This window comes from Erythrobacter sp. HL-111, from assembly GCF_900105095.1.
In the GTDB taxonomy this organism is placed as follows: domain Bacteria; phylum Pseudomonadota; class Alphaproteobacteria; order Sphingomonadales; family Sphingomonadaceae; genus Erythrobacter.
Map to the genome: position 1 here is coordinate 564270 of NZ_LT629743.1, position 24146 is coordinate 588415.

General features: G+C 67.8%; 22 protein-coding genes and 1 tRNA gene. 7 read left to right on the forward strand and 16 right to left on the reverse strand.

Annotated elements, in window-relative coordinates:
• Positions 1 to 7 precede the first annotated feature (7 nt).
• Both BLU08_RS02710 and BLU08_RS02715 read left to right on the forward strand, forming a co-directional pair.
• Positions 8 to 3526, forward strand: a complete 3519-nt coding sequence (locus tag BLU08_RS02710) for an error-prone DNA polymerase (RefSeq protein WP_090194915.1) — start codon at positions 8 to 10, stop codon at positions 3524 to 3526.
• 2 nt (positions 3527 to 3528) lie between these two features.
• Positions 3529 to 4278: an extensin family protein gene (locus tag BLU08_RS02715; protein WP_090194918.1), complete on the forward strand. Its 750-nt coding sequence runs from the start codon at positions 3529 to 3531 to the stop codon at positions 4276 to 4278.
• A 7-nt stretch (positions 4279 to 4285) separates the two neighbouring features.
• Here BLU08_RS02715 and phoB read toward each other — a convergent pair whose 3' ends face one another.
• From phoB to recJ, 8 genes are all read right to left on the reverse strand, one after another.
• Positions 4286 to 4975, reverse strand: a complete 690-nt coding sequence (phoB, locus tag BLU08_RS02720) for a phosphate regulon transcriptional regulator PhoB (protein WP_090194920.1) — start codon at positions 4973 to 4975, stop codon at positions 4286 to 4288.
• A gap of 126 nt (positions 4976 to 5101) precedes the next feature.
• Positions 5102 to 5770, reverse strand: a complete 669-nt coding sequence (gene phoU / locus BLU08_RS02725; RefSeq protein ID WP_172800967.1) for a phosphate signaling complex protein PhoU — start codon at positions 5768 to 5770, stop codon at positions 5102 to 5104.
• Positions 5770 to 6537: a phosphate ABC transporter ATP-binding protein PstB gene (gene pstB, locus BLU08_RS02730; protein WP_233996140.1), complete on the reverse strand. Its 768-nt coding sequence runs from the start codon at positions 6535 to 6537 to the stop codon at positions 5770 to 5772. Before pstB ends, phoU begins: the two co-directional genes overlap by 1 nt.
• A gap of 17 nt (positions 6538 to 6554) precedes the next feature.
• Positions 6555 to 7841, reverse strand: coding sequence for a phosphate ABC transporter permease PstA (pstA, locus tag BLU08_RS02735; RefSeq protein ID WP_233996060.1), 1287 nt, complete (start codon positions 7839 to 7841; stop codon positions 6555 to 6557).
• Complete coding sequence (gene pstC / locus BLU08_RS02740) at positions 7834 to 9219, reverse strand: phosphate ABC transporter permease subunit PstC (RefSeq protein ID WP_090194930.1); 1386 nt, start codon at positions 9217 to 9219, stop codon at positions 7834 to 7836. Before pstC ends, pstA begins: the two co-directional genes overlap by 8 nt.
• Before the next feature lie 121 nt (positions 9220 to 9340).
• Positions 9341 to 10585, reverse strand: a complete 1245-nt coding sequence (locus tag BLU08_RS02745) for an ATP-binding protein (RefSeq protein WP_090194934.1) — start codon at positions 10583 to 10585, stop codon at positions 9341 to 9343.
• A 102-nt stretch (positions 10586 to 10687) separates the two neighbouring features.
• Positions 10688 to 10762, reverse strand: a tRNA-Glu gene (locus BLU08_RS02750).
• 124 nt (positions 10763 to 10886) lie between these two features.
• On the reverse strand, positions 10887 to 12704 hold the full coding sequence (recJ, locus tag BLU08_RS02755) for a single-stranded-DNA-specific exonuclease RecJ (RefSeq protein ID WP_090194937.1): 1818 nt from the start codon (positions 12702 to 12704) through the stop codon (positions 10887 to 10889).
• Positions 12705 to 12788: 84 nt separating this feature from the next.
• On the opposite strand from recJ, the gene BLU08_RS02760 reads away from it, so the two are divergent.
• The 3 genes from BLU08_RS02760 to BLU08_RS02770 all read left to right on the forward strand — a co-directional run bounded on the left by BLU08_RS02760 (position 12789) and on the right by BLU08_RS02770 (position 14765).
• Positions 12789 to 13283 (forward strand): flavodoxin family protein, encoded by a 495-nt coding sequence (locus BLU08_RS02760; RefSeq protein ID WP_090194941.1) that lies wholly within the window; start codon positions 12789 to 12791, stop codon positions 13281 to 13283.
• Between the two features lie 134 nt (positions 13284 to 13417).
• Entirely contained in the window at positions 13418 to 14215 is a 798-nt protein-coding gene (locus BLU08_RS02765) for a hypothetical protein (protein ID WP_090194944.1), read from the forward strand.
• Between the two features lie 13 nt (positions 14216 to 14228).
• Entirely contained in the window at positions 14229 to 14765 is a 537-nt protein-coding gene (locus BLU08_RS02770) for an AHH domain-containing protein (RefSeq protein WP_090194948.1), read from the forward strand.
• A 7-nt stretch (positions 14766 to 14772) separates the two neighbouring features.
• On the opposite strand, the gene BLU08_RS02775 is transcribed toward BLU08_RS02770, so the two are convergent.
• Complete coding sequence (locus BLU08_RS02775; RefSeq protein WP_090194952.1) at positions 14773 to 15777, reverse strand: nitronate monooxygenase family protein; 1005 nt, start codon at positions 15775 to 15777, stop codon at positions 14773 to 14775.
• A gap of 50 nt (positions 15778 to 15827) precedes the next feature.
• Positions 15828 to 16889 (reverse strand): amidohydrolase, encoded by a 1062-nt coding sequence (locus tag BLU08_RS02780; RefSeq protein ID WP_090194955.1) that lies wholly within the window; start codon positions 16887 to 16889, stop codon positions 15828 to 15830.
• A 111-nt stretch (positions 16890 to 17000) separates the two neighbouring features.
• On the opposite strand from BLU08_RS02780, the gene BLU08_RS02785 reads away from it, so the two are divergent.
• Together BLU08_RS02785 and BLU08_RS02790 are read left to right on the forward strand one after the other, a co-directional pair.
• The gene (locus tag BLU08_RS02785; protein WP_090194958.1) at positions 17001 to 17414 is read left to right on the forward strand and encodes a hypothetical protein; all 414 of its coding nucleotides are present in this window, start codon (positions 17001 to 17003) and stop codon (positions 17412 to 17414) included.
• A 150-nt stretch (positions 17415 to 17564) separates the two neighbouring features.
• Positions 17565 to 17720, forward strand: coding sequence for a DUF1328 domain-containing protein (locus BLU08_RS02790; protein WP_090194963.1), 156 nt, complete (start codon positions 17565 to 17567; stop codon positions 17718 to 17720).
• Positions 17721 to 17797: 77 nt separating this feature from the next.
• Here the strand turns inward: BLU08_RS02790 and BLU08_RS02795 are convergent, their stop codons facing one another.
• From BLU08_RS02795 to ilvC, 6 genes are all read right to left on the reverse strand, one after another.
• Positions 17798 to 18580 (reverse strand): DUF2189 domain-containing protein, encoded by a 783-nt coding sequence (locus BLU08_RS02795; protein WP_090194966.1) that lies wholly within the window; start codon positions 18578 to 18580, stop codon positions 17798 to 17800.
• 71 nt (positions 18581 to 18651) lie between these two features.
• Positions 18652 to 20331: a 2-isopropylmalate synthase gene (leuA, locus tag BLU08_RS02800; RefSeq protein ID WP_090194969.1), complete on the reverse strand. Its 1680-nt coding sequence runs from the start codon at positions 20329 to 20331 to the stop codon at positions 18652 to 18654.
• 227 nt (positions 20332 to 20558) lie between these two features.
• Positions 20559 to 21020, reverse strand: coding sequence for a hypothetical protein (locus tag BLU08_RS02805; protein WP_090194973.1), 462 nt, complete (start codon positions 21018 to 21020; stop codon positions 20559 to 20561).
• A gap of 96 nt (positions 21021 to 21116) precedes the next feature.
• The gene (locus BLU08_RS02810; protein WP_090194976.1) at positions 21117 to 22265 is read right to left on the reverse strand and encodes an alpha-hydroxy acid oxidase; all 1149 of its coding nucleotides are present in this window, start codon (positions 22263 to 22265) and stop codon (positions 21117 to 21119) included.
• 44 nt (positions 22266 to 22309) lie between these two features.
• Complete coding sequence (locus BLU08_RS02815) at positions 22310 to 22978, reverse strand: YceI family protein (RefSeq protein WP_090194979.1); 669 nt, start codon at positions 22976 to 22978, stop codon at positions 22310 to 22312.
• 89 nt (positions 22979 to 23067) lie between these two features.
• On the reverse strand, positions 23068 to 24087 hold the full coding sequence (ilvC, locus tag BLU08_RS02820; protein ID WP_090194984.1) for a ketol-acid reductoisomerase: 1020 nt from the start codon (positions 24085 to 24087) through the stop codon (positions 23068 to 23070).
• Positions 24088 to 24146: the final 59 nt, after the last annotated feature.

The window sequence follows — 24146 nt, forward strand, 5'->3', positions numbered from 1 at the left end:
GGCTTTAGTGCCCGAGGCCCCGCTCACGCCCGAAAAGCGCCGGCTCGAGATCGACCCCGATCTCGTCGAGGCCCCGCCGCGCGCTCCCTTCGTCGAACTGGGCCTGGTCTCCTGCTTCAGCTTCCTGCGCGGCGCGTCGGATGCGGTCGACCTCGTCCTCACCGCGCGCGCCCTCGGCTATGACGCGATCGGGATCGCCGATGCCAACAGCTTCGCGGGCGTGGTCCGCGTCCATACCGAGGCCCGGACGCTCAGGCTGCGCCCGGTCATCGGCACGCGGATCGAGACGACCTGCGGCCTCGCCTTTCTCGCCTACCCGCGGGACCGCGCCGCCTATGGCCGCCTGTGCCGCCTCATCAGCGCCGGGCGGATGCGCACGCTCGAAGGCGAATGGCAGGACAAGGGCGTGTGCGAGATCGACTGCGCCATGCTCGCCGCCCATGCCGAGGGGAGCGAGCTCATCCTCCTCCCCCCGCGCAACCTCGACGAACGCTTCACGATACCCGCCTGGGCGGGCACTGTCGTGGCGCTCGACGGAAGCGAACTCGCCGAAACCGTCACCGGAGCGCTGCCGGACCTGCTGCCGCACCTCGCGCGCGGCCTGCCGACCCTGCGCCACATCGCGGCGAGCTATCTCTATCGCGGCGACGACATCGCCCGGATCGACCGGCTCGACGCACTGGCGCGGGCGAACGGGCTGGGCCTGCTGGCGACGAACGACGTGCATTATCACGCGCCCGAACGCCGCCCCCTGCAGGACGTGATGACCGCGTTGCGTCACAAGACCACCGTGGCCGAGGCCGGGCACCTGCTCGACGCCAATGCCGAACGCCATCTGAAGAGCCCGCAGGAAATGGCGCGCCTGTTCGCCCGCTGGCCGCACGCCATCGCCGCCGCGCGCGCGGTCGCCGATGCCTGCACCTTCAGCCTCGATGAACTGCGCTACGAATACCCGGAGGAGATCTATCCCGATGGCATGGCCCCGCAGGAATATCTCGAGATCGAGACCTGGGCCGGGGCCGAAAGGCGTTACCCGGAGGGCGTGCCCGAAAGCGTCACCGACACGATCGAACGCGAACTGGCGCTGATCGCCAAGCTCGACCTTGCGCGCTATTTCCTCACCATCAAGGACATCGTCGATTTCGCGCGCGGCTGCGATCCGCCGATCCTGTGCCAGGGGCGGGGCAGCGCGGCCAATTCCGCCGTGTGCTACTGCCTCGGCATCACCAGCGTCGATCCGGCCAAGCACCAGCTCCTGTTCGACCGCTTCATTTCCGAGGAGCGCAAGGAACCGCCCGACATCGATGTCGATTTCGAGCATGAGCGGCGCGAGGAGGTGATCCAGTACATCTACCGCCGCTATGGCCGCCACCGCGCCGGCCTGTGCGCCACGGTGATCCACTACCGCCCGCGCATGGCGATCCGCGAAGTCGGCAAGGCGATGGGGCTGTCGGAGGACGTGACCGGCGCGCTCGCGCGGACCGTGTGGGGCGGGTGGGGCCGCGAGATTTCCGAGAAGCACGCCGCCGAAACCGGGCTCGACGTGACCGACCCGCACCTTCGCCGGGTGCTGAAACTCACCGAGCAGATGATCGGGATGCCGCGTCATCTCTCGCAGCATGTCGGCGGGTTCATCCTGACCGAGGGCGCGCTCACCGAAACCGTGCCGATCGGCAACGGGGCAATGCCCGATCGCAGCTTCATCGAATGGGACAAGGACGATATCGAGGCATTGGGCATCCTCAAGGTCGATGTGCTCGCGCTGGGGATGCTCACCTGCATCAGGAAATGCCTCGATCTGCTGGAAGACCATCACGACCGCCGCCTGACGCTTGCCACGGTCCCGCGCGAGGACCCGGAAACCTACGCCATGCTGAGGAAGGGCGATTCGCTCGGCGTGTTCCAGGTCGAAAGCCGGGCGCAGATGAACATGCTCCCCCGCCTGCGTCCGCGCGAATTTTACGATCTCGTGATCCAGGTCGCGATCGTGCGGCCCGGCCCGATCCAGGGCGACATGGTGCATCCCTACCTCAAGCGCCGGAGAGGCGCGGAAGCGGTGACGATCCCCGCCCCTTTGCCGCGACACGGCCCGCCCGACGAGCTTTCCAGCATCCTCGGGCGCACGCTGGGCGTGCCGATCTTCCAGGAACAGGCGATGAAGATCGCGCTCGATGCCGCGAAATTCTCCAGCGCCGAGGCGAACCGCTTGAGGAAGGCGATGGCGACCTTCCGCAGCCGCGGCATGGTGGACGAACTGCAGGACATGATGGTCGAACGCATGGTGACGCGCGGTTACGACCGCGACTTCGCCGAGCGGTGCTTCAACCAGATCCGCGGTTTCGGCGAATACGGCTTTCCCGAAAGCCACGCGGCGAGTTTCGCGCATCTCGTCTACGTGTCGAGCTGGCTCAAATGCCATTTCCCCGCCGCCTTCGCCTGCGCCCTGCTCAATTCGCAGCCCATGGGGTTCTACGCCCCCGCGCAGATCGTGCGCGATGCGCGCGAGCACGGGGTCGAGGTGCTGCCGGCGGACGTGAACCTGAGTGAGTGGGATTGCACGCTGGAACCCCTTCGTCATCCCGGCCTGCGCCAGGATGACGAGGTGAAGGGGAGGGCGGACAGGAACATCGCCCTCCGCCTCGGCCTGCGCCAGATCGACGGCCTGCCCGAACACGTCGCGGCGCAATTGATCGCGGAGCGCGAGGAGCGCGGCGTCTATGCGGATGTGGCGAGCCTGCACGAGCGTGCCCGCATCGGCCCGGCCCATGTCGAGCGACTTGCGAGCGCGGATGCCTTCACCTCGCTCGGCCTTTCGCGCCGGCAGGCGTTGTGGGATGCGAGGAGCCTCGTTTCTGCGCCCGACCTTCCGCTGTTCCGCGCCGCCGCCGAGCGCGAGGAGGGGGCGGAGCGGGCGAAGGTCGCGCTGCCGCAAATGCCGCTGTCCGAAGAAGTGGTGGCCGACTATCAGACCACACGCCTCAGCCTGAAGGCGCACCCGATGGCCTTCCTCCGCCCGGACCTGGCCGATCGCGGCTTCGTGCGCGCCTGCGACCTGCGCGACCGCAAGTTCCGTTCGATGGTGCAGGTCGCAGGCGTCGTCCTCATCCGCCAGCGGCCGGGATCGGCAAAGGGCGTATGCTTCATCACGCTCGAGGACGAGACGGGGGTCATCAACCTCGTCGTGTGGCCGGACCTCAAGGAAAGGCAGCGCCGCGTGGTCATGGGCGCAAGGCTGATGGAAGTGCGCGGGCGGGTCGAATATGACGACGAGGTGATCCACGTCATCGCCCACCACATGACCGACGCGACGCACGCGCTCTACCGCCTGTCGGACGACATGCTGAACGCGCCGGTCGCGCGCGCCGACCACGTCAACGCGCCGCTGACCGGGCACAAGCATCCCGCGAGCCGCACCGATACCGAAAGCGGGGCGATCCGCCCGCGCGATCTCATCGACCAGTTGCCGAACACCCGCGGCCATCCGCGCAATGCCCGGATCATTCCCAGGTCGCGCGACTTTCACTGAGGATGCCTCGCCGCCGCAAGACCCTCCGCGCCATGCCGATCAGCCGCAGGATCGGACGTTTCCGCTGGGACCTGCGCGCGCTCGGCCTGCTTGCGCTCTTCGCGCTGGTGGTCGCCGGGTGGAGCTGGGTGAGGGCGCATCCCGAGCACAATCCCTGGGCCCCGCTCGACCTGCGCCACCCCATCGGCATGGCGACCGCGGGCAAGCTCGCCGCGCTGCGGGACGATCCGGGGGAGTGCCGTGCCGTGCTCGACCGGAGCGAGGTCGGCTACGCCGCGCTGGACCCGGCGGGCGAAGGCGAATGCGCGCGGCCCGACCGGGCGACGCTCGAAGACTACCCGCTCGCCCCCGACACGCCGCCCGTGACCTGCGCGGTCGCCGCGGGGCTCGAAGTGTGGCGCGCCAACAGCGTCGAACCGGCCGCGCGCGCGCTCTTCGGGAGCGATGTTGCGCGGATCGAGCATCTCGGCGCCTTCTCCTGCCGAAGGATGTATGGCGACGCCGACGCCCCGTGGAGCGAGCACGCGACCGGCAACGCGATCGACATTGCCGGCTTCGTGCTCGAAGACGGGACGCGGATCAGCGTGCTCGGCGACTGGGCGGGCGAGGATGCCAAGGCCCGCTTCCTGCGCGCGGTGCGCGAAGGCGCGTGCGACGTCTTCGCGACCGTGCTGTCACCCGATTACAACGCCGCTCATGCCGACCATTTCCACCTCGACCAGGGCGGCAGCTGGACCGGCGCGTGTCAATGAGGACGCGTCAGGCCGCCTCGAGCGCGTAGCCTGCCGAGCGCACGGTGCGGATCGGGTCCTTCGCGCCTTCGATGCCGATTGCCTTCCTCAGGCGGCGGATATGGACATCGACCGTCCGCAGCTCGATGTCGGAACCGGTTCCCCAGACCCCGTCGAGCAGCTGCCCGCGGCTGAAGACCCGCCCGGGACTTTCCATGAAGAACTTGAGCAGGCGGTATTCGGTCGGGCCGAGCTGGAGCGGGCGGCCGCGGCGCTGGACCTTGTGCGCGACGGGATCGAGCTTGATGTCCCCGACCTCGATCGTCTCCCCGGCGAGCGCGGGACGGATGCGCCGCATGACCGCCGCGACCCGGGCGAGCAGTTCGCGCGGGGAAAAGGGCTTGGTCATGTAATCGTCCGCGCCGATCTCGAGCCCGCGCACGCGGTCGTCCTCCGCCTCGCGCGCGGTCAGCATGATGATCGGCACGTGGGCGGTTTCCTTGTCGCGGCGCAGGCGGCGGCAGACCTCGATCCCGCTGGTGCCCTCGATCATCCAGTCGAGGATGATGAGATCGGGCACGTCCTCGCTCGCGAGCACCATGGCCTCGTCCCCATCGCCGGTGCAGCGGACCTGGTAGCCTTCGTTCTGGAAACGGTATTCGAGCAGTTCGGAAAGCGCGGGATCGTCTTCGACAAGCAGCAGTTTGGCAGCGGACATTGCTTTCATCCTCGATTCTGCCCCGGCACGGCCGCGAGCGATCGAATTCCCCCATGTTTCAGTTTTGCTGCACTTTCATGAAATCGTGCCCGGCAACTTATCCACACCGCGCCCGCGAACGTCCAATCAGCGTTCGTCCTCGGGCGGGTAATTGCCGGTCGCGGCGAAGTGGACCATTTCCGCGACATTGGTCGCATGGTCGCCGATCCGTTCGAGGTTGCGGGCGACGAAGAGCAGCTGCGCGGCGCTCGAAATGGTCGCGGGATTCTCGACCATGTGACTGACGAGATTGCGGAAAATGGAATTGTAGAAGGCATCGACCTTGGCGTCGGTCGCGATCACTTCGCGGGCGAGGTCGGGGTCGCGCGCGGCATAGGCGGTGAGCACGTCGTGGACCATCTCGCTGGTCAGTTCGCCCATTGCGGGCAGCAGGGTGAGCGGTTCGAAGCGGTCGCGCCCCTCGATCATGCCGACGCGCTTGGCGATGTTCTTCGAATAATCGCCGATCCGTTCGACCACGCCCGCGATCTTGAGCGCGGCGATCACTTCGCGCAGGTCGTCCGCCATCGGCGCGCGCAGGGCGATGATCCTGACCGAAAGCTTGTCGACCTCGGTTTCGAGCGCGTCGATCTTCTTGTCGCGCGCGACCACGCGATCGCCCAACTCGACGTCGCCGCGCACCATCGCGTCGAGCGCTTCGGCGATCGCCACTTCGGCAAGGCCCCCCATCTCCGCGATCAGGCCGCGCAGGCGGGTGATGTCCTCGTCAAAGGCCTTGACCGTGTGTTCGCCCATCAGCCGTAGCGTCCCGTGATGTAATCCTTCGTCCGATCCTCGATGGGATTGGTGAAGATGTCGGAGGTTGGCCCGTATTCGACCATCTTGCCGAGGTGGAAGAACGCCGTGCGCTGGCTGACGCGGGCGGCCTGCTGCATCGAATGGGTCACGATGACGATGGCGTAGCGGCCCGACAGCTCGTCGATCAGTTCCTCGATCTTGGCGGTTGCGATGGGGTCGAGCGCGGAGGCGGGCTCGTCCATCAGGATCACTTCGGGATCGACCGCGATCGCGCGCGCGATGCACAGGCGCTGCTGCTGCCCGCCCGACAGGGCCGTGCCCGAATCGGAAAGGCGGTCCTTCACCTCGTCCCAGAGGCCCGCGCGGGTGAGCGATTTCTCGACGATCACGTCGAGATCGGCCTTTTTCTCCGCGAGGCCGTGGATCTTCGGGCCATAGGCGATGTTGTCGTAGATCGACTTGGGAAAGGGATTCGGCTTCTGGAACACCATCCCCACCCGCGCGCGCAGCTGCACCACGTCCATCGCGTCGCCGAGGATGTTCTCCCCCTCGAGCTCGATCGAGCCGGTCACCTTCGCGACGGGAATCGTGTCGTTCATGCGGTTGAAGCAGCGCAGGAAGGTCGACTTCCCGCAGCCCGAAGGGCCGATGAACGCGGTCACGTAATCGGGCGAGATGTCGATCGAAACCGAATCGATCGCCTTCTTGTCGCCGTAAAAGACCGAGACGTCGCGCGCCTTTATCTTGGCGTTCGCGTCTTCCATGTTCTCGTGAATGACAGTCACCAGGTCTTCTCGAACTTGTTGCGCAGGTAGATGGCGATGCCGTTCATCACGAGGAGGAACAGCAGGAGAATGATGATCGTGGCGCTGGTGCGTTCCACGAAACCGCGGTCGATTTCGTCGGACCACAGGAAAATCTGCATCGGCAGTACAGTAGCCGACGCGGTAAAGCCATCGGGCGGCGTCGCGACGAAGGCACGCATCCCGATGAGGATCAGCGGCGCGGTCTCGCCCAGCGCGCGGGCCATGCCGATGATGGTGCCGGTGAGCATTCCCGGCAAGGCGAGCGGCAGGACGTGATGGAACACCACCTGCACCGGCGAGGCTCCCACCGCGAGCGCTCCGTCGCGGATCGAGGGCGGGACCGCCTTGATCGCGTTGCGGCCCGAGATGACGATCACCGGCATCGTCATCAAGGCGAGCGTCATGCCGCCGATGATCGGGGTGGACCTGAGGTTCGGGAAGACGGTCAGGAACACCGAGAGCCCGAGCAGCCCGAAGATGATCGAGGGCACGGCGGCAAGGTTGTTGATCGACACCTCGATCAGGTCGGTCCAGCGGTTCTTCGGCGCGTATTCCTCGAGGTAGAGCGCGGCGAGGATGCCGATCGGGAAGGCGAGGGCGAAGGTCACCAGCATCGTCAGGACCGACCCCTTCAAGGCGCCCCAGATTCCCGCCATCTGCGGGCTGGTCGCATCCGACCGGGCGAGGAAGCCCCAGTCCCAGTTCTTGGCGAGCTTGCCCTCGGCCTCCAGCCGGTCGGCCAGCGCCTGCATCTCGGGCGATCCCTCGTCGTTGAGGCCGGCGGCGAGGTCGGAGGAGGCGGGGAGCCAGATCACCGTGCTGCGGTCGATCAGCGCCGGGTCCTCGGCCAGCGCGCGGGCGACGTCGCGCCAGGCGTCCTGGTAGACCTGCTGCGCGCCGTCCTCGCCCAGCGAGCGCTCGGCATAGAGTTCGACCACGTCGGGCAGGCCCTGCAATTCGAGCACCTGCATCGCCGATGGCGCGGTGAGCGAAACCTCGTCGCCGGTGACGCCGGCTTCGGCGAAATCGATCTCGACCGCGAGCTCGGCCCGCTGGAGGCCGGGAACGCCGTTCACCAGCATATTGCCGAGCAGGAAGATCAGCGCGGCGATCGAAAAGGCGATCGCGGCGAGGCCGAGGGCCTTGAAATTGCGCTCGGCGCGATAGCGTTTCGCCAGCCGCCTTTCGAATTCGGCCGTGCGCGTCGGATGCTCGCTCGATGGCGTCATCGCCATGTCGGGGGTGAAGGGCGTGCTACTCATAGGCTTCGCGGAACCGCTTGACGACGCGCAGGGCGACGATGTTGAGCCCGAGGGTGACGAGGAACAGCACGAAACCCAGCGCGAAGGCGCTGAGCGTCGCGGGGTGATCGAAACTGCCCTCGCCGGTGAGCATCTTGACGATCTGGACCGTCACCGTGGTCATCCGGTCGAACGGGTTGACCGACAGGTTCGCCGCGGTCGAGGCGGCCATGACCACGATCATCGTCTCCCCGATCGCGCGGCTGACCGCCAGCATGACGCCCGCGACGATCCCGGGAAGCGCGGCCGGGAACAGCACCCGCTTGATCGTCTCGGACTGGGTCGCGCCCATCGCGAGACTGCCGTCGCGCATCGCGCTCGGCACGGCCGCGATCGAATCGTCCGCCATCGAGGAAACGAACGGGATGATCATGATCCCCATGACGATCCCCGCCGCCAGCGCGCTTTCGGTCGAGGCATTGGTCATGCCGAGCGCCACCGCCGCATCGCGGAAGGCGGGGGCCACGGTGAGCGCGGCGAAATAGCCGTAGACCACGGTCGGCACGCCGGCGAGGATCTCGAGCATCGGCTTGACCCACGTCCGCAGGCGCCGGTCGGCATATTGGGTAAGATAGACCGCGCTCATCAGGCCGAGCGGAATGGCCACGATCATGGCGATGATCGCGCCGATGAAGATCGTCCCCCAGAACAGCGGGATCGCCCCGTAGCGCGAACCGTCCGGGTTTTCCGGATTGCTCATCGGGTCGGGGTTCCAGAAGGTCCCGAACAGGAAATCCACCGGCGAAACCATGCCGAAGAAGCGCACCGTTTCGAACACGAGGCTCACGAAGATGCCGAAAGTCGTCAGGATCGCCACCAGCGAGGCGACGAGCAGGACCCCGAGCACGGTCCGTTCGACCCGGGTTCGGGCGCGGAAATCGGGTTTCACGCGCAGGTAGGCATAGGCTCCGCCACCCAGCGCGATGAAGAGCGCGATGAGAATGCCGATCACTGTGTAGCGGCCGATCGCCTCGCGATAGGGTTCGACCAGGGCCTGCGCCCCGTCGTTGAAGACGCCGGGCGCGTTGCCCTGGGCGACCGCGCGCGCTTCGGAGAGCCAGGCCTCGCGCTCGAACCCGAATTCGGGCAGGCCGGCCGCCGCCGGGGAGGCGAGCACGCTCTGGGTGACGAGCTGCGGCGCGACGATCGACCACAGCGCGATGAAGGCGAGCAGCGGAAGGACGATCCAGAGCGCGACATACCAGGCGTGATAGACCGGCCGCGCCGCAGGCCGCACCGAAGGGTCGGCCTCTTGGAAGGTCCATGCCCGCGCCCGGCCCGCGAGCCAGCCGGCGAGGCCCAGCCCCATGGCAATCAGGATAAGCGTGATCGGCGACATCGAATGACTCTGGTTTTCCCCGGTGAGGCCCCGGCAGACTGGATCGCGAACTGGCGGAAGGCCCCCCCGTCCTAGATCATGTCCTTTGGCTGGCCGATGTTGAAGAAATAAGACAGGCTCCTCACGACAGCTCCGGCGCCGTGCGCGCGGCGGGCTCGCGCCCCGATGCGGCCTCGCCGCCGCGCTCCCTAGGTTCGGCGAGCGGGATTCGCACCGACACCCGCGTGCCCACGCCGAGCGTGCTGTCGATGTCGAGCCGCCCGCGGTGGCGCTCGACGATGTGCTTGACGATGGCAAGGCCCAGGCCGGTCCCGCCCGAGGCGCGGCTCCGGCCCGGATCGGTGCGGTAGAAGCGGCGGGTGAGGTGGGGGATCTGCTCGGGCGCGATGCCCTCGCCCCGGTCGACCACGGCGATCCGCGCCTGGTTTTCGCGCGAAAGTTCGAGCACCACGCGCACCGCGGCCCCGGCCGCGCCGTATTTGAGCGCATTGTCGACGAGGTTGCGCACCACCTGTTCGAGCTGCTGGCGGTCGCCGTGGACGATCGGGGCGGCCGAGATCTCGAAGGCCAGCCGCTCGGCCCGGTCGGGCCCGGCGCCCTCGCGCGCGGCGCGTTCGACCAGCGGGGCGAGTTCGAGCCGGTCCTGCGGCGGATCGTGCTTTTCCGCCTCCACCCGCGACAGGCTCATGAGGTCGCTGATGAGGTGCTGCAGGCGCTGCGCCTCGCGTTCGATCGTGGCGAGGAATTTCTGCGCGGTCGGCGAATCGAGCCTATCCCCGCTTTCCCGCAGCGTTTCGACATAGCCCAGGATCGCCGCCATCGGCGTGCGCAGTTCGTGGCTCGCATTGGCGACGAAATCGGTATGGGCGCGGCTGATGTCGGCCTCGGCCGTCTGGTTGATGAGCTCGATCACCGCGAGCTTCTCGTCGATCGACTGGCGGTTGATCTGCCAGATGTCCTGCCGCCGCACGAGCCCGCGCACGATCGCCTGCCCGCTGCGCGCCCGGCCGAGCAGGGTGATCGCCTCGGGCTGGCGGAAGATCACCCGCGCATCCTGCCCGACGATATGCTGCCCCAGCATCCGCCGCGCCGCCCGGTTGGCGAGCGCGATCGCGTTCCTTTCGGTGACCAGCAGCGGGATGGACGAATTCTCGATCAGGCCGCGCATCGAATCGACCGTGAACGTCTTTTCGACCTTCACGGTGGGCGGTTCGGGCGGGCGGATCGCGGCGACCAGCAGCGAGCCGACCCACACCGCCAGCACGGCGAGCGCGACGATCGCATCGACTTCGAGCAGCAGCAGCGCGACGAAGGTCGCCGCGGCGAGCGCCACTCCGGCCACGGGGAAGGTCTCGATCCGGCCCATGGCTGGCTGCCTTATCGTCTCGGAACCGATCAGGGAAGGAGGGAGGGGCGGGTGCCGGGCCTGGCGGGACGAAACCGACACGGCCGCAGGGCGGCGAACGAATGGTGACCCCTACGGGAATCGAACCCGTGTTTCAGCCGTGAAAGGGCCGCGTCCTAACCGCTAGACGAAGGGGCCACGTGCGCTTCAAAGAGCGCCTGTCGCTTGTGAGAGCGCGCACTTAGGGGCCTCGTCCGGACGGGTCAACCCCGCTTGCGGTTCGTCTTGCGTTTTTTTGACAGCCTGCCGGGCGAACCCCTGCTCAGTCGGCGAAGGCGGCGTCTTCAAGGTGGAGTTCGGCGGCGGGCCGGGCGCCCCAGTCGTCGAGCTTGACCCGTCCGGCAAGGTGGAAGCGGCGGCCCTGGTGGCGGTGCAGCAGGGTCTGCGCCATCTCGGTCTCGCCCGCGCGGAACGCGATCGCCTTGAAGGAGCGTCCGTCATTGCCGCTCGCGATAAGGCGCAGGTGGTCCTTGCCGACGATGTCGGCCTTGACGATCCGCACCGCCCCCACCGCGACGCGCGGCGCGGGCCAGCCGACGCCATAGGGCCCCGCCGCCTCCAAAGTCTCGCACAGTTCCGGGGTGAGCCCGCCCGGCGCGAGCGAGAGGTCGAGCGCCATGACCTGGCCTGCGCGCGCCTTCTCGACATCGCGGGCAAGGCGCGCCTCGAGAAATTCGGTGAAGGCGGACAGGCGATCGTTCGGGATCGTCAGCCCCGCCGCCATCGCGTGCCCGCCGCCCGCGACGAGCAGCCCGGCATCGCGCGCGGCGATGATCGCGGCGCCGAGGTCGACCCCGCTGATCGAGCGGCCCGAACCCTTGCCGGCCCCCTCCGCCTCGTCCTGCGCAATGACGATCGCGGGCTTGCCGGTCTTCTCCTTGATCCGGCCCGCGACGATGCCGATGACGCCCGGGTGCCAGCCAGTCCCGGCGAGAACGTGGACCGCCATGTTGTGCTGGCCGGAGAGTTGGGCCTCGGCCGCTTCCTGCACCGCCGCCTCGATCGCGCGTCGTTCCTCGTTCAGGCGCGAAAGCTGTTCGGCGATGGCGCGCGCTTCCTCGGGATCGGTGGTGGTGAGGAGGCGCACGCCGAGGGTCGATTCGCCGATCCGCCCGCCCGCGTTGATCCGCGGCCCCAGCGCGAAGCCGAGATCGCTCGCCGCCGGCGCGCGGGTGATACGGCTCGCATCGATCAGCGCCGCCATCCCGATACGCTGCCGCCGGGCCAGCACCTTCAGCCCCTGCGCGACGAACGCCCGGTTGAGCCCGTGCAGCGCGGCGACATCCGCGACCGTGCCCAATGCGACGAGATCGAGCAGGGCCATGAGGTCGGGCTCGCTCCGCCCGCCGCCGAAAAAGCCCTGCGCGCGCAGGGTCCGCACCACCGCCACGGCGAGCAGGAAGGCTACCCCGACCGCGGCGAGGTGCCCGTGCGCCGCGGCCAGATCGCCTTCGTCGAGGCGGTTCGGATTGACCAGCGCGGCGGCCGCGGGAAGCTCGGCCGAACACTTGTGGTGATCGACCACGATCACGTCGACGCCCGCCGCCTTCGCCATGGCCAGCGCTTCGTGCGCCATCGCCCCGCAATCGACCGTCACGATCAGGCTCGATCCTGCCTCGGCGAGCTTCACCAGTGCCTCCCCGCTCGGCCCGTATCCTTCGAGCAGGCGGTCTGGGATGTAGTAGTCGGCATTGCTCCCGAGCGCGCGCAGGAGTTCGATCATCAACGCCGCGCTGGTCGCCCCGTCGACATCGTAATCGCCGTAGATCGTGACCTTTTCGCCCGACAGGACGGCGGCCGCGATCCGTTCGGCGGCGCGGTCCATGTCGCGGAATTCGGACGGATCGGGCAGGAAGGCGCGCAAGGTCGGCCGCGCGTGGCGGGCGACGTCCTCGGCCGGGACGCCGCGTGTCATCAGCAATTGCGCGAGAATGCCTTCGTTCAGTCCCGGCGCGCCGCCAAGCTCCATGTTCCCCCCGCGCCAGTGCCACGCCCGCCCGGACAGGGAGCGGGTCACGCCGAGCACGCAGGACCGGGCGATGCCGGCGGGGGGCCGGGGCGGGAGCGAACGGGTAGCCATCGGGCGCAAGGCTACACCAGCCCGGCCGCGCGCGACAGGGCGCGGCGATTGACAATCGACAGGCGCGACGGGCAGGCCCCCCGCATGAGCGAGACCGAAGCCTCCCGCCGCCTGCTCATCGCCTGGCACAGCCGCACCGGTGCGAGCGAGACGATGGCCCGTGCCGCCGCCGAAGGGGCGGGCGATGCGATCTTGCTGCGCTGCGACAAGGTCGAACCCGACGCCATCCTTGCGGCGGGCGGCTACCTGTTCTGCTGCCCGGAAAACCTCGCCACGATGAGCGGGGCGATGAAGGAGATGTTCGACCGCTGCTACTACCCCGTGCTCGGCCGGATCGAGGGGCGACCCTTCGCCACCATCATCGCCGCGGGCTCGGACGGGGATGGCGCCCAGCGCCAGATCGACCGGATCGCGCAAGGGTGGCGGCTGAAACGCGTGGCCGAGCGGATGATCGTCAATTTTTCCGCCCAGACCCCGGAGGCGATTCTCGCTCCGAAAACCGTCGATTCCGCAACGCTCGGGAGCTGTCGCGAACTCGGTGAGGGACTCGCGACGGGGCTGGCCGAGGGAATATTCTGAGCGCGCCCATCCCGCGCTGGAACATCCCCGATTGGGGACTCGACGCGCGCCGCCAAACGCGCCAGAAATGCCGGCAAAACAACGGGGGCGCGGTCAGCTCAGGTCTTCTAAGGGGAAGGGTCATCGCGCAGCAGGTGCACGACAGTGATGCAGGGCTCTATCTGCTGTTTGCCCCCGGCAAGCGGCCGGATCGCGCGGCCATCCGCCGCTTCGCCGAGCGGCATCCGGCGGTCGCGCTGAGCCACGATCCGATCGATTCCCCCCCGGCCCGGCTCGTGCCCGCGACCGGCGACACCGCCCCGCCGGCCGAATCCGGCCTGGCGGAGAAGGTCTGGGTCGAACTCCTGCGCGACGGGCTGACCTTCGACCTGCGCGGCATTGTGCCCGGCCCGGCGTGCAGCGTGCCCCCGGCCGAACATCTTTTCGATATCGCGGACGCGCCGCCGCCTTCGACCTGCGAAGGGATGCGGATCGTGCCGGGGCCGCATCTCGCGAGCGGGGCGCGCACTGCGCCCGTCATCCGAGGCATGATCGCGCTCGCGCGGGATCTCGTCCACCATTTCGACGAGCTCGTGGCGGTCGCCTGGCCGCCCGCGAAAAGCGCGATCGGGCGGCGCTTCTACGAATCGACCGTCACCGCCTGGCTCGAGGGCGGGGCCTTTCCCGCGCTCGGCCTCACCGCCTTTCGCGAGGCGTTCGACGGCGCGCTGCAGAGCGTCGGGCTCGCCCACTGGATCGGGCAGGAACTGCGGATCGAGCCGCCGCTTTCCTCCGACCGGGTAAGCGCGACGCGGCTCGGCGTGCGGCTCGTGAACCAGTTGGTGCTTGTCGGCGGGCTCGATCAGAGCGAGCGCATCATCGCCCCCGACGGCACCAGGCTGATCCTGCGCCCCTCGCACAATGGCCGCTTCATCCGGGTCTGGCGCGAATAAGCGGCGCTTGGCGATGGGGTCGACAGGGGGAACGACGGGCGCCGCCGGGCGCAGGGCGGTCCCGTTCCGCAGCGTCAACCGGCGCGGCGCGCCCGGCTATGATCCCGGCCTCCAGCGCCACCATCTTCTGCCGCGGCAACTGCTCGGCGAACGCTGTTTCGGCCCGCTGTTCGAAGGGATCGGGCGCGCGCCGGTCGGCTTCGACGACTTCCGGGCCAACGGGCTGCTGCTGCCCGCGACCGAGCAGGCGACGTTCCGGACCGGGATGCCGCTCCACCGCGGTCCGCACCGGCGCTACAACGAGGTCGTGATCGAACGGGTCGGCCGGATCGAGGAGCGCTGGTCATGGACCCGGCGGCGCGATCCCGATGCGGCGGCGGGGGAGGCGCTGATGCGGCTCGCCCTGCTCCAGGCCGCGCTGCGGCGCAAGCTCTTGGCGGAGCGGCGGCGATTGCTTCTCAATCGGCGGGACCCGCTCGGCACGGGGTTCGACTTTGCCGAACTGGACGTGATGGCCGACGCCCTCTGGGCCTCGACCGGCGGGGCGTGATCCGGCCCTATTCCGCCGCCTCGGCGAGCGTTTCCCACGCGGTGTAGTCCGAATTGGCGAGGAGCCGCGCCTTCGCGGCGTGATATTCGCGCTCCATCCGGGCGACGAGTTGTTCGACCGTGCCGACCGACTTGACCGCGCCAACGCCCTGTCCCGAGCCCCAGATGTCCTTCCACGCCTTCGCCTTGGTGTTGCCGCCGCTGCCGAAATTCATCTTGCTGGGATCGCTTTCGGGCAGGTTGTCGGGGTCGAGCCCGGCCCGCTCGATCGAGGAGCGCAGGTAGTTGCCGTGCACCCCGGTGAAGAGGTTGGTGTATACGATCCCGCTCGCATCGCCTTCGACGATGCCCTGCTTGTAAGCCTCGTCGGCATTGGCTTCCTCGGTCGCGATGAAGGCGCTGCCGGAATAGGCGAAATCCGCCCTGAGCGCCTGGGCTGCGAGGATCGAGGCACCGTGCGCGATCGAGCCCGACAGCGCGACGAGCCCGCCGAACCATTCGCGGATTTCCTGCATCAGGGCAAAAGGCGACAGCGCGCCCGCGTGCCCGCCCGCACCGGCGGCGACCGGGATGAGGCCATCGGCGCCCTTTTCGATCGCTTTCATCGCGAAGCGGTTGTTGATCACGTCGTGCATCGTGATCCCGCCCCAGTTGCGGACCGCGTCGAACACCTCCGTGCGCGCGCCCAGCGAGGTGATGATCATCGGCACCTGCCATTTCTCGCAGGTCGCCATGTCGGCTTCGACACGGTCGTTGGTCTTGTGGATGATCTGATTGACCGCGAACGGCGCGGCGGGGAAATCCGGATGCTCGCGGTTGTGCCTGGCCAGTTCCTCGGTGATCTGGTGCAGCCATTCGTCGAGCAGGCTCTGCGGGCGCGCGTTCAATGCCGGGAAGCTGCCGATGATCCCCGCCTTGCATTGCGCGATCACCAGTTCCGGGCCGGAAACGATGAACAGCGGCGAACCGATCAGCGGCAGGCGCAGGCGGTCGAACGGAGCGGGAAGCGGCATCGTCTTGGGTCTCCTGAGAGGAATGCGAAAGGACATCTGGCAGGCCGTGCCTAGCGCAGCACCTCTTCAATGTCATAGAAGCGCGCCGCGTTCCCCGCAAAGAGATCGGCCTTTTCCCCGGCGCTCGCGCCGCTGGCGATCCTTTTGAAGGCGTTCCACAGGACGGGGTAGCTCGCCCCCCAGCAATCGACCGGGTAATTGCTCTCGAACATGGCGCGCTTGGGGCCGAAGGCCTCGATGCAGGTTTCGACATAGGGGCGCCAGAGGTCGGCGAGGCGCTCCGAGCCATATCCGGCGGCGGGGCCTTCCTTGGGCAGGCCGCAGAAGGCCATCGCCAGCCCGCCGAGCTTCACCACCACGTTCTCGCACGCCGCCAGTTCCCTGATATTGCCGCGCCAGGTGTCGAAGCGTTCCTCCAGCCGGCCGCGGTAGCTCGCCGTGCCGAGCGGGGTGCCGCAATGATCGAGGCAGATGGGCTGGTCGGGAAAGGCGCGGGCTAGGTCGATCACGTCGGGCAGCTGCGGCTCGAGCACCCAGGCGTCGAAGGTGAGGCCGCGCTTGCCGAGTTCGGCGAAGCCCTCGCGGAAGGCGGCGTCGCGGTAAAGCCCGGCCGGTGCGTGGAAGGGCGGGCCGAGGACAGCGGGATCCGCGTCCCACGCCCCCTGGTGGCGGATGCCGCGGAAACGCCCGGGCGCGGCGGCCTGCAGCGCGTCGAGCACCGCCCCGGCCCGCGCACCGCGCGTGAGATCGGCATGGCCCACGATCGCCGCGCACCAGCGGCCCGCGCCATAAAGCCCGCTCGCCGACTGGGCGGCGACGCCGTTGACGAATTCGACCTCGCCCACCGGACCCAGCCCCTCGCCGCGGGCGGGATCGTAGAATGCACCGCATTCCATGAAGACGCTGGCGACGACATTGTGCCCGCTCGTCGCGTCGGCGTGGAAGCCGTCGAAGGTGTAATAGGCATTGGGCACCAGCGCCTCGATGAACGGGTGGCGCGGCTCGGGAAACAGCGGGATCGCCGGGCGCAGGTCCCACAAGTGGTGGTGCGGGTCGATGATCGGAAGGTCGGGTTCGAGGATTGTTTCGGCCTGGGCGCTGCTTTCGGTCATTCGGTCTCTCCCCTGTCGCGAGGCCGGTTGGTCGCGGCTCCCGCCTTGTCGCTCTGACGGTGCTGGCCCAGGACAGGGCGCGAGGCAAGAAAAAGGGCGCGGGAGCGACTTTTGAACGAAGGGCACAACACGTCCTGGCAGGCGCTGCGCGAATGGATCGATCGCGATCTTTACGAGTATAGTCCCGCGAGCGCGGCTTTCGCCATCCTGCCGCTGGGGGTGATGATGCTCGCGCGCGAGTTCGCGCCGGGAACGGCGTTCGGCGCGGCGGTGCAGTGGGTGGGTTTCGTCGCGTTTACCGGATGGCTCCTGTTCGTCTATGGAGTCAGCATCCGGCGCCGGTTCGCCATGGGGTTTTCGCCGGCTGTCGATCCGGCATCGGGCGAGACGCCGTGCCCGGTCTGCGCCGCGGTGCTTCCCGCCTTCGAACAGCCAAGCGACGAAACGTACCACGAGTTCCGCGGCTGGACCTGCGGCACCTGCGGCGCGCTGGTGGATCGGCACGGGCGAGAAATCACGCTTTGAAACCGCCCGCTAAATAAAATCCAACATTTGTTATTTAATGAGGTCGTGTTGCAGCACGCCTTAAAAGTGGTTGCACACAGCGCAAAAATATTGCTCCTGACGGGACCCAAACCGGCAAGCCGCCATTGGTACCACAAAGGAGGTATCATCATGCTGAATTGGGCCATCATCTTCTTGATCATCGCGCTGGTCGCGGCAGTCCTGGGCTTCGGTGGCGTGGCAGGGGCGGCGACGAACATCGCCTATATCCTGTTCGTCATCTTCATCGTGCTCGCCATCATCGCCTTCGTGCGCGGGCGAGCCTGATGCGCTGACGCAGGGCAGGCATATCGGGGGGCCGGGCCGGACGGTCCGGTGCCCCGGCCGCTTGCGAAGGTCCGGGCCTAGCGCACCGCGCGCACGTAAAGGTGCCAGGTCGCATGGCCCAGCACCGGCAGCGCGACCATCAGGCCGAGAAAGGCTGGGATCATCGCCAGCGCAAGCAGTGCCGCGATGATCGCCGCCCAGGCCATCATCACGAACAGGTTGCCGCGCACCACCGCGAAGCTCGCTATGATCGCGGTCGGGAAGCTCACCTTCCGGTCGACCAGCATCGGCAGGCTGGCCACCGTCATCGCGTAGAAGGCGAGCGCCATCACGCCGCCCACCGCGCTCCCCACCGTCAGCATCGCGAGGCCCGCAGGGGTCGCGAGCGCGGCGAGGCTTTCGCTGCCCATGCCGCTTTCGGCCATGAAGATCGCGAAGATCGCGTGCGCCACGATCATCCAGAACGAGAACGCGACGAACACGATCACGCCCATGGACAGGATCTGGTCGTCGCCGTGCCCCTTGAGTGCGCCGAGGATCGCGGGCCAGGTGAGCGGTTCGCCGCGCTGGCGCCGCCGACTCGCCTCGTAGAGGCCGACCGCGACGAATGGCGCGACGAGCGGGAAACCCGCCGCCGCCGGGATCAGCCAGGACAGTTCCCCGCCGACGAGGGCGACATAGAACGCCGCAAGGCCCGCCAGCACGTAGAACCCGCCGAAGAACAGCCCGAATTGCGGCGCAGCGAGGAAATCGCGCCACCCCGCCGCGAGCGCCGCGGCAAGATCGGCCAGCGCGAGATCGGTGGTGATGACCGGCGGCGCGCCCGCCTCGCGCCCCCCGGAATCGGAAATGGTATCCATCAACAGCCCTCCCGTCGCTGTCAGGGAAGCTCATGTTGCGCGCAAAAGCGCGGCCGCGCAAGCGCGCGGGGTCAGCCTTGCCCCGCGACCGCCGAATTCGCCGCCGAGAGCACCGCGCGAACGCTCGCCGTTGCGACGTCCTCGTCTATGCCGCAGCCCCAGATCGTGCGCCCGTCGGGGGTGCGGCATTCGAGATAGGCCGCCGCGCGCGCGTCGGTCCCGGTGCCGAGCGCGTGTTCGGAATAGTCGGCGACTTCCAGTTCCACCCCGAAGGCGTCGCGGATCGTGCCCATCACGCTCGAGATGAGGCCGTTGCCGCGCCCCGACACGCTCTGCTCGGCACCCGCGACCGCGATCGTGCCGGCGAACACGCGCGTGCCGTCCGCGGCGCGGCTTTCCTCGTAATCGACGAGCTGGAAATGCTTGTCGGGCGTGTGGACGTGATAGGCGCGGCGAAAGGCGTCCCAGATGTCGGCGGCGCCCAGTTCGCGGCCCAGCTCGTCGGCGAGGCGCTGGACCACCTTCGAGAAATCGGCCTGCATCCGCTTGGGCAGTTTGAGCCCCTGGTCCTTTTCCAGCACCCAGGCGAAGCCGCCCTTGCCGGACTGCGAATTGACCCGGATCACCGCTTCGTAATTGCGCCCGAGATCGGCCGGGTCGATCGGCAGGTAGGGCACGCGCCAGTGCGGATCGTTCTGCGTCTCGCGCGCCTCGAAACCCTTCTTGATCGCGTCCTGGTGGCTGCCAGAAAACGCAGTGTAGACGAGTTCGCCGCCATAGGGGTGGCGCTGGTGGACGGGCAGGTCGTTGCAGTATTCGACCGTCTCGATCACCCGGTCGATGTCGGAGAAATCGAGGCGCGGATCAACGCCTTGCGTGTAGAGATTGAGCGCCATGGTCACGAGGCAGCAATTGCCGGTCCGTTCGCCATTGCCGAACAGGCAGCCCTCGACCCGGTCGGCCCCCGCCATCAGCCCAAGCTCCGCCGCCGCGACTCCGGTGCCGCGGTCGTTATGCGTGTGAAGCGAGATCACCGCGGATTCGCGGTTCGGCAGGTGACGACAGAAATATTCGATCTGGTCGGCATAGACATTGGGCGTCGCCGCCTCGACCGTGGCGGGCAGGTTGAGGATGATCGGGCGTTCGGGGGTGGGGGCGAGCACCTCCATCACCGCGGCGCAGACCTCGATCGAGAAATCAAGTTCGGCGGTGGAGAAGGTTTCCGGCGAATACTGGAAATGCCAGTCGGTCCCCGGCCGTTTCGCTGCCTCGTCGCGCAGGACCTTCGCCCCGCCGACCGCGATTTCGCGCACTTCATCGCGGGTCATGCGGAAGACGATCTCGCGCCAGGCGGGGCTGACCGCGTTGTAGAGATGGATGATCGCCGCGCGTGCGCCCTCGAGGCTGTCGAAACTGGTACGGATCAGGTCTTCGCGGGACTGGGTGAGCACCTGCACGGTCACGTCGTCCGGGATCTCGCCCGAGCGCACGAGGCCGGAGATGAAATCGAATTCGGTCGCCCCGGCGCTGGGAAAGCCGACTTCGATCTCCTTCACCCCGATCTCGACGAGGAGGTCGAAGAAGCGCCGCTTCTTCACCGCGTCCATCGGATCGATGATCGACTGGTTCCCGTCGCGAAGGTCGGTCGAAAGCCAGCGCGGCGCGCGTTCGATCAGGCGGCTTGGCCACTTGCGGTCGGGCAGGTCGATCTGCCCGAACGGGCGATATTTGGCGGAAGGGTCCTTGAGCATGGGAAAGCTCGCTTCATGATTTCGGGAGGATTGCGGCAGCGTCACCCTTGGGAGCGATGCCGCGCCCTGGTCACGCGCGGCCCGTCACGCCCAAGGGCGCGTAAGTCGTAGAAGCGAGAGGCCGGTCCTGATCATGCCAGCGCCTTATGCCGATTGCGCGCGCCCATGCAAGGGGTAAGGGCACCATTCTTGCGCGCGCGGCGCGCCGCGCGGCAACAAAGAGCGCCTCAGCCGCAGCGCGCGTCGCGGATGATGTTCTGCGAATCGAGCATCAGGTTGAGCCGCGGATTGGTCGGATCGGGTTCGATATAGCTCGATCCCGCCTGGATGAAGCGCACCTCGTTCGCGCCGTCGACCGCCTGCATGATTTCCGCGCGGGTCGCATCGTCGGCGGCGCGGCCGATGAAGGATGCCACCGCGGGTGCGTTGCAGGCGGTCGCTTCCGGATCGGTCGCGGTGCCGGGAACATAGGGGCCGGTCGCGGCGCCGGGCCGGGGCTCGGCGATGCGCGGGGTCTGCGTCGGCGAGGGCCGGGGCGAGGGTTCGGGCGAGGCGCCCTTGATCCGGGCCGCGAAGGCGTCCGCTTCGTTTCCGCTGTCCGTGGCGGGCGCCTGCGACCCGCAGGCGGCGAGCGCGAGAGCCAAAGGCACGATGACGGCAAACGGGGCGGTGATCGGGAGCTTGGTCATGGCGATGCTGCGTCCTTGGCAATTCCAGCGGCGCTCAAAGCGCCCGCGAGGTTGCAGTTTGATGACACGCGCGTCTTTCGCGCCCGTCCCGGTGGCTCAGCGCCAGCGCAGGCGGTCCCGGGTGAGCTGTTCGACGCCGGTCACCCCCATCAGGCGCATCCCGCGTTCTATCTCGTCCTTGAGGATGCCCAGCGCGCGTTCGACCCCGTCCTGCCCGGCCGCCGCGAGCGCGTAGAGATAGAGCCGCCCGCCAGAGGCCGCGGTCGCCCCCGCGCACAGGGCCTTCAGCGCATGGGTTCCCCGGCGCACGCCGCCGTCGCAGATGATCTCGATCTCGCCCCCCACGCAATCGACGATTTCGGCCAATTGGTCGAAGGGCGCGCGGCTGCCGTCGAGTTGCCTGCCGCCGTGGTTCGACAGCATGATCGCATCCGCCCCGATCTCCACCGCGCGGCGCGCGTCGGCCGCGCTCATCACGCCTTTGAGAACGAAGGACCCGCCCCATTGCTCGCGGATCGCCGCCGCCGTGTCCCAGTCTATCGAGGGATCGAGCATTGTGTTGAAATAGTCTGCGATGCTCACCGCCTTGCCGGTGCCTTCGGTCACGTGGGTGTCGAGATTGGGCAGGCGGAACTTCTCGCGGAAGACATAGTCGAGCGTCCACTTCGGCCTTGTCGCGTAAGACCACACGCTGGCCGGGGTGAAGCGGGGCGGGGTGGTGAAGCCCGAATGCAGGCACCGCTCGCGCTTGCCCGAAACGATCGTGTCGACAGTCAGCGCGAGCGCGTCGAAGCCTGCCGCCTGGCAGCGTTCGATCATGTGGGTGTTCAGCCCCTTGTCCTTGTGGACATAAAGCTGGAACAGCTTGGGACCGGTGGTGAGCGCGGCGATCTCCTCGATGCTGCGGGTGGCGAGGCTGGAGATGCCGAACCACAGGCCGAATTTCTCCGCCGCCTTGGCCACCGCGCGCTCGCCCTCCCAGTGGAACGCGCGCTGGACCGCGGTGGGCGAAAGCATCAGCGGCAGGGCCGACCTGCGGCCGAGGATGGTGCAGGACGTATCGATCTCGGCCACGCCCGCCAGCACGTCGGGCACGAGGTCGCAGCTTTCGTAGGCCGCGGTGTTGCGCGCCTTGGTCAGTTCGTCATCCGCCGCCCCGTCGATGTAGTCGAACACGGGGAAGGGCAGGCGGCGCCTTGCGAGGCGGCGGAAATCGTCGATGCGGTGGCAGTCGGAAAGGCGCATGGGCCCTGCCGACTGCCCCATTGCCGCGCGCCTGTCGAGAGCGCTTATTGCTTCTCGAAGGCCGCGCTGATGATGAGGTCCACTTCGCTGCCGATCAGGCCCTCGCCCCAGTCGATGCCCCAGTCGGTGCGGTCGATCGTGGCGCGCCCATGGAAGCCGACCGTCTCTTTCTCGTTCATCGGGTTGGTTCCCGCGCCCGCGAGATCGACCATCATCGTGACGGGACCGCTCCGCCCGTTCATCTCCAGCATTCCCGAAACGACCGCGCTCGTGTCGGAAACGCGCCGCACATTGGTCGAGGTGAAGGTCGCCATGCCCGGATCGGGGCCGAAGAAATCGGGCTCTGCCCCGTCCTTGCCGGGGCGCAGCAGGTGGTCCTTGAGATCATCGCTCGCAACCGTCACATCGGCAATGGGAACCATGATCTCGAACCGGCTCGCCGCGATGTCGTTGGGATCGAGTTCGAGCGTGCCGGAGATATCGCCGAACAGGCCGAAGTAATCGTTGAAGCCGAAATGGCTGACCTGCCATTCGACCAGCGTGTGCACCGGATCGAGCGCGTAGCTGCCGCCCGCAACGCGCGAGGGGTCGGGCTGGCCGGGAAGATCGGAGCCTTCCTGGGCAAACAGGACCGGCGCCGAAAGGATGCCGCCGGTCACGCCGAGGGTGGCGACTGCGGCGGCGAAGGCGAAATTGCGGATCGTGGTTCGCATGGGGGAGCGGCTCCTTGGATGGGGTCGGGAAAATCTCTTTCCCCAACCGCCGGACCCGCCCCCGGTTCCGTCGGTCCTTGGCGGCCCGTTCAGTTCTTTTCCCGGTCCACCAGCTTGCCTTCGCCGATCCACGGCATCATCGCGCGCAGCTGAGCCCCGGTCTTTTCGATCGGGTGGGCCTCGGCCGCCTTGCGCGCGGCCTTGAGCTCGGGCTGGCCTGCGCGGTTGTCGAGCACGAAGTTCTTCACGAAACGGCCCGACTGGATGTCGGCGAGCACGCGCTTCATCTCGGCCTTGGTTTCATCGGTGATGATGCGCGGGCCGGTGGTGATGTCGCCATATTCGGCGGTGTTGCTGATCGAATAGCGCATGTTGGCGATCCCGCCTTCATACAGCAGATCGACGATCAGCTTGGTTTCATGGAGGCATTCGAAATAGGCCATTTCGGGGGCGTATCCGGCCTCGACCAGGGTTTCGAACCCGGCCTGGATGAGATGCGTGATCCCGCCGCACAGCACGGCCTGTTCGCCGAACAGGTCGGTCTCGCACTCCTCCTTGAAATTGGTCTCGATGATGCCCGAACGCCCGCCGCCGACACCCGCGGCATAGGCGAGCGCGACGTCGTGCGCGCTGCCGGAGGCATCCTGGTGGACCGCGATGAGGCATGGCACGCCGCCGCCGCGGACATATTCGCTGCGGACCGTGTGGCCCGGCCCCTTGGGCGCGATCATGATCACGTCGATGTCGGCGGGCGGTTCGATCAGGCCGAAATGCACGTTGAGCCCGTGCGCGAAGGCGAGCGCGCTGCCCGGCTTCATGTGCCCGGCAAGGTCGTTCTGCCAGATGCCGGCCTGGTGTTCGTCGGGGGCGAGGATCATCAGGATGTCGGCCCATTTCGCCGCCTCGGTGTTGGAAAGCACCTTGAACCCGGCGGCTTCGGCCTTCGTCGCGCTGGCCGAACCTTCACGCAGGGCGATCGCGACCTCGCCGACGCCCGAATCGCGCAGGTTCTGGGCGTGGGCATGGCCTTGCGAGCCGTAGCCGAGCACGGCGATCTTCCTGCCCTTGATCAGGCCCAGATCGGCATCGGCATCGTAATAGACTTTCATGTGTTCCCTCTTTTCCTGATGTCCCTCATTCCCGCGGACGCGGGGATTCGGTGCCGCAC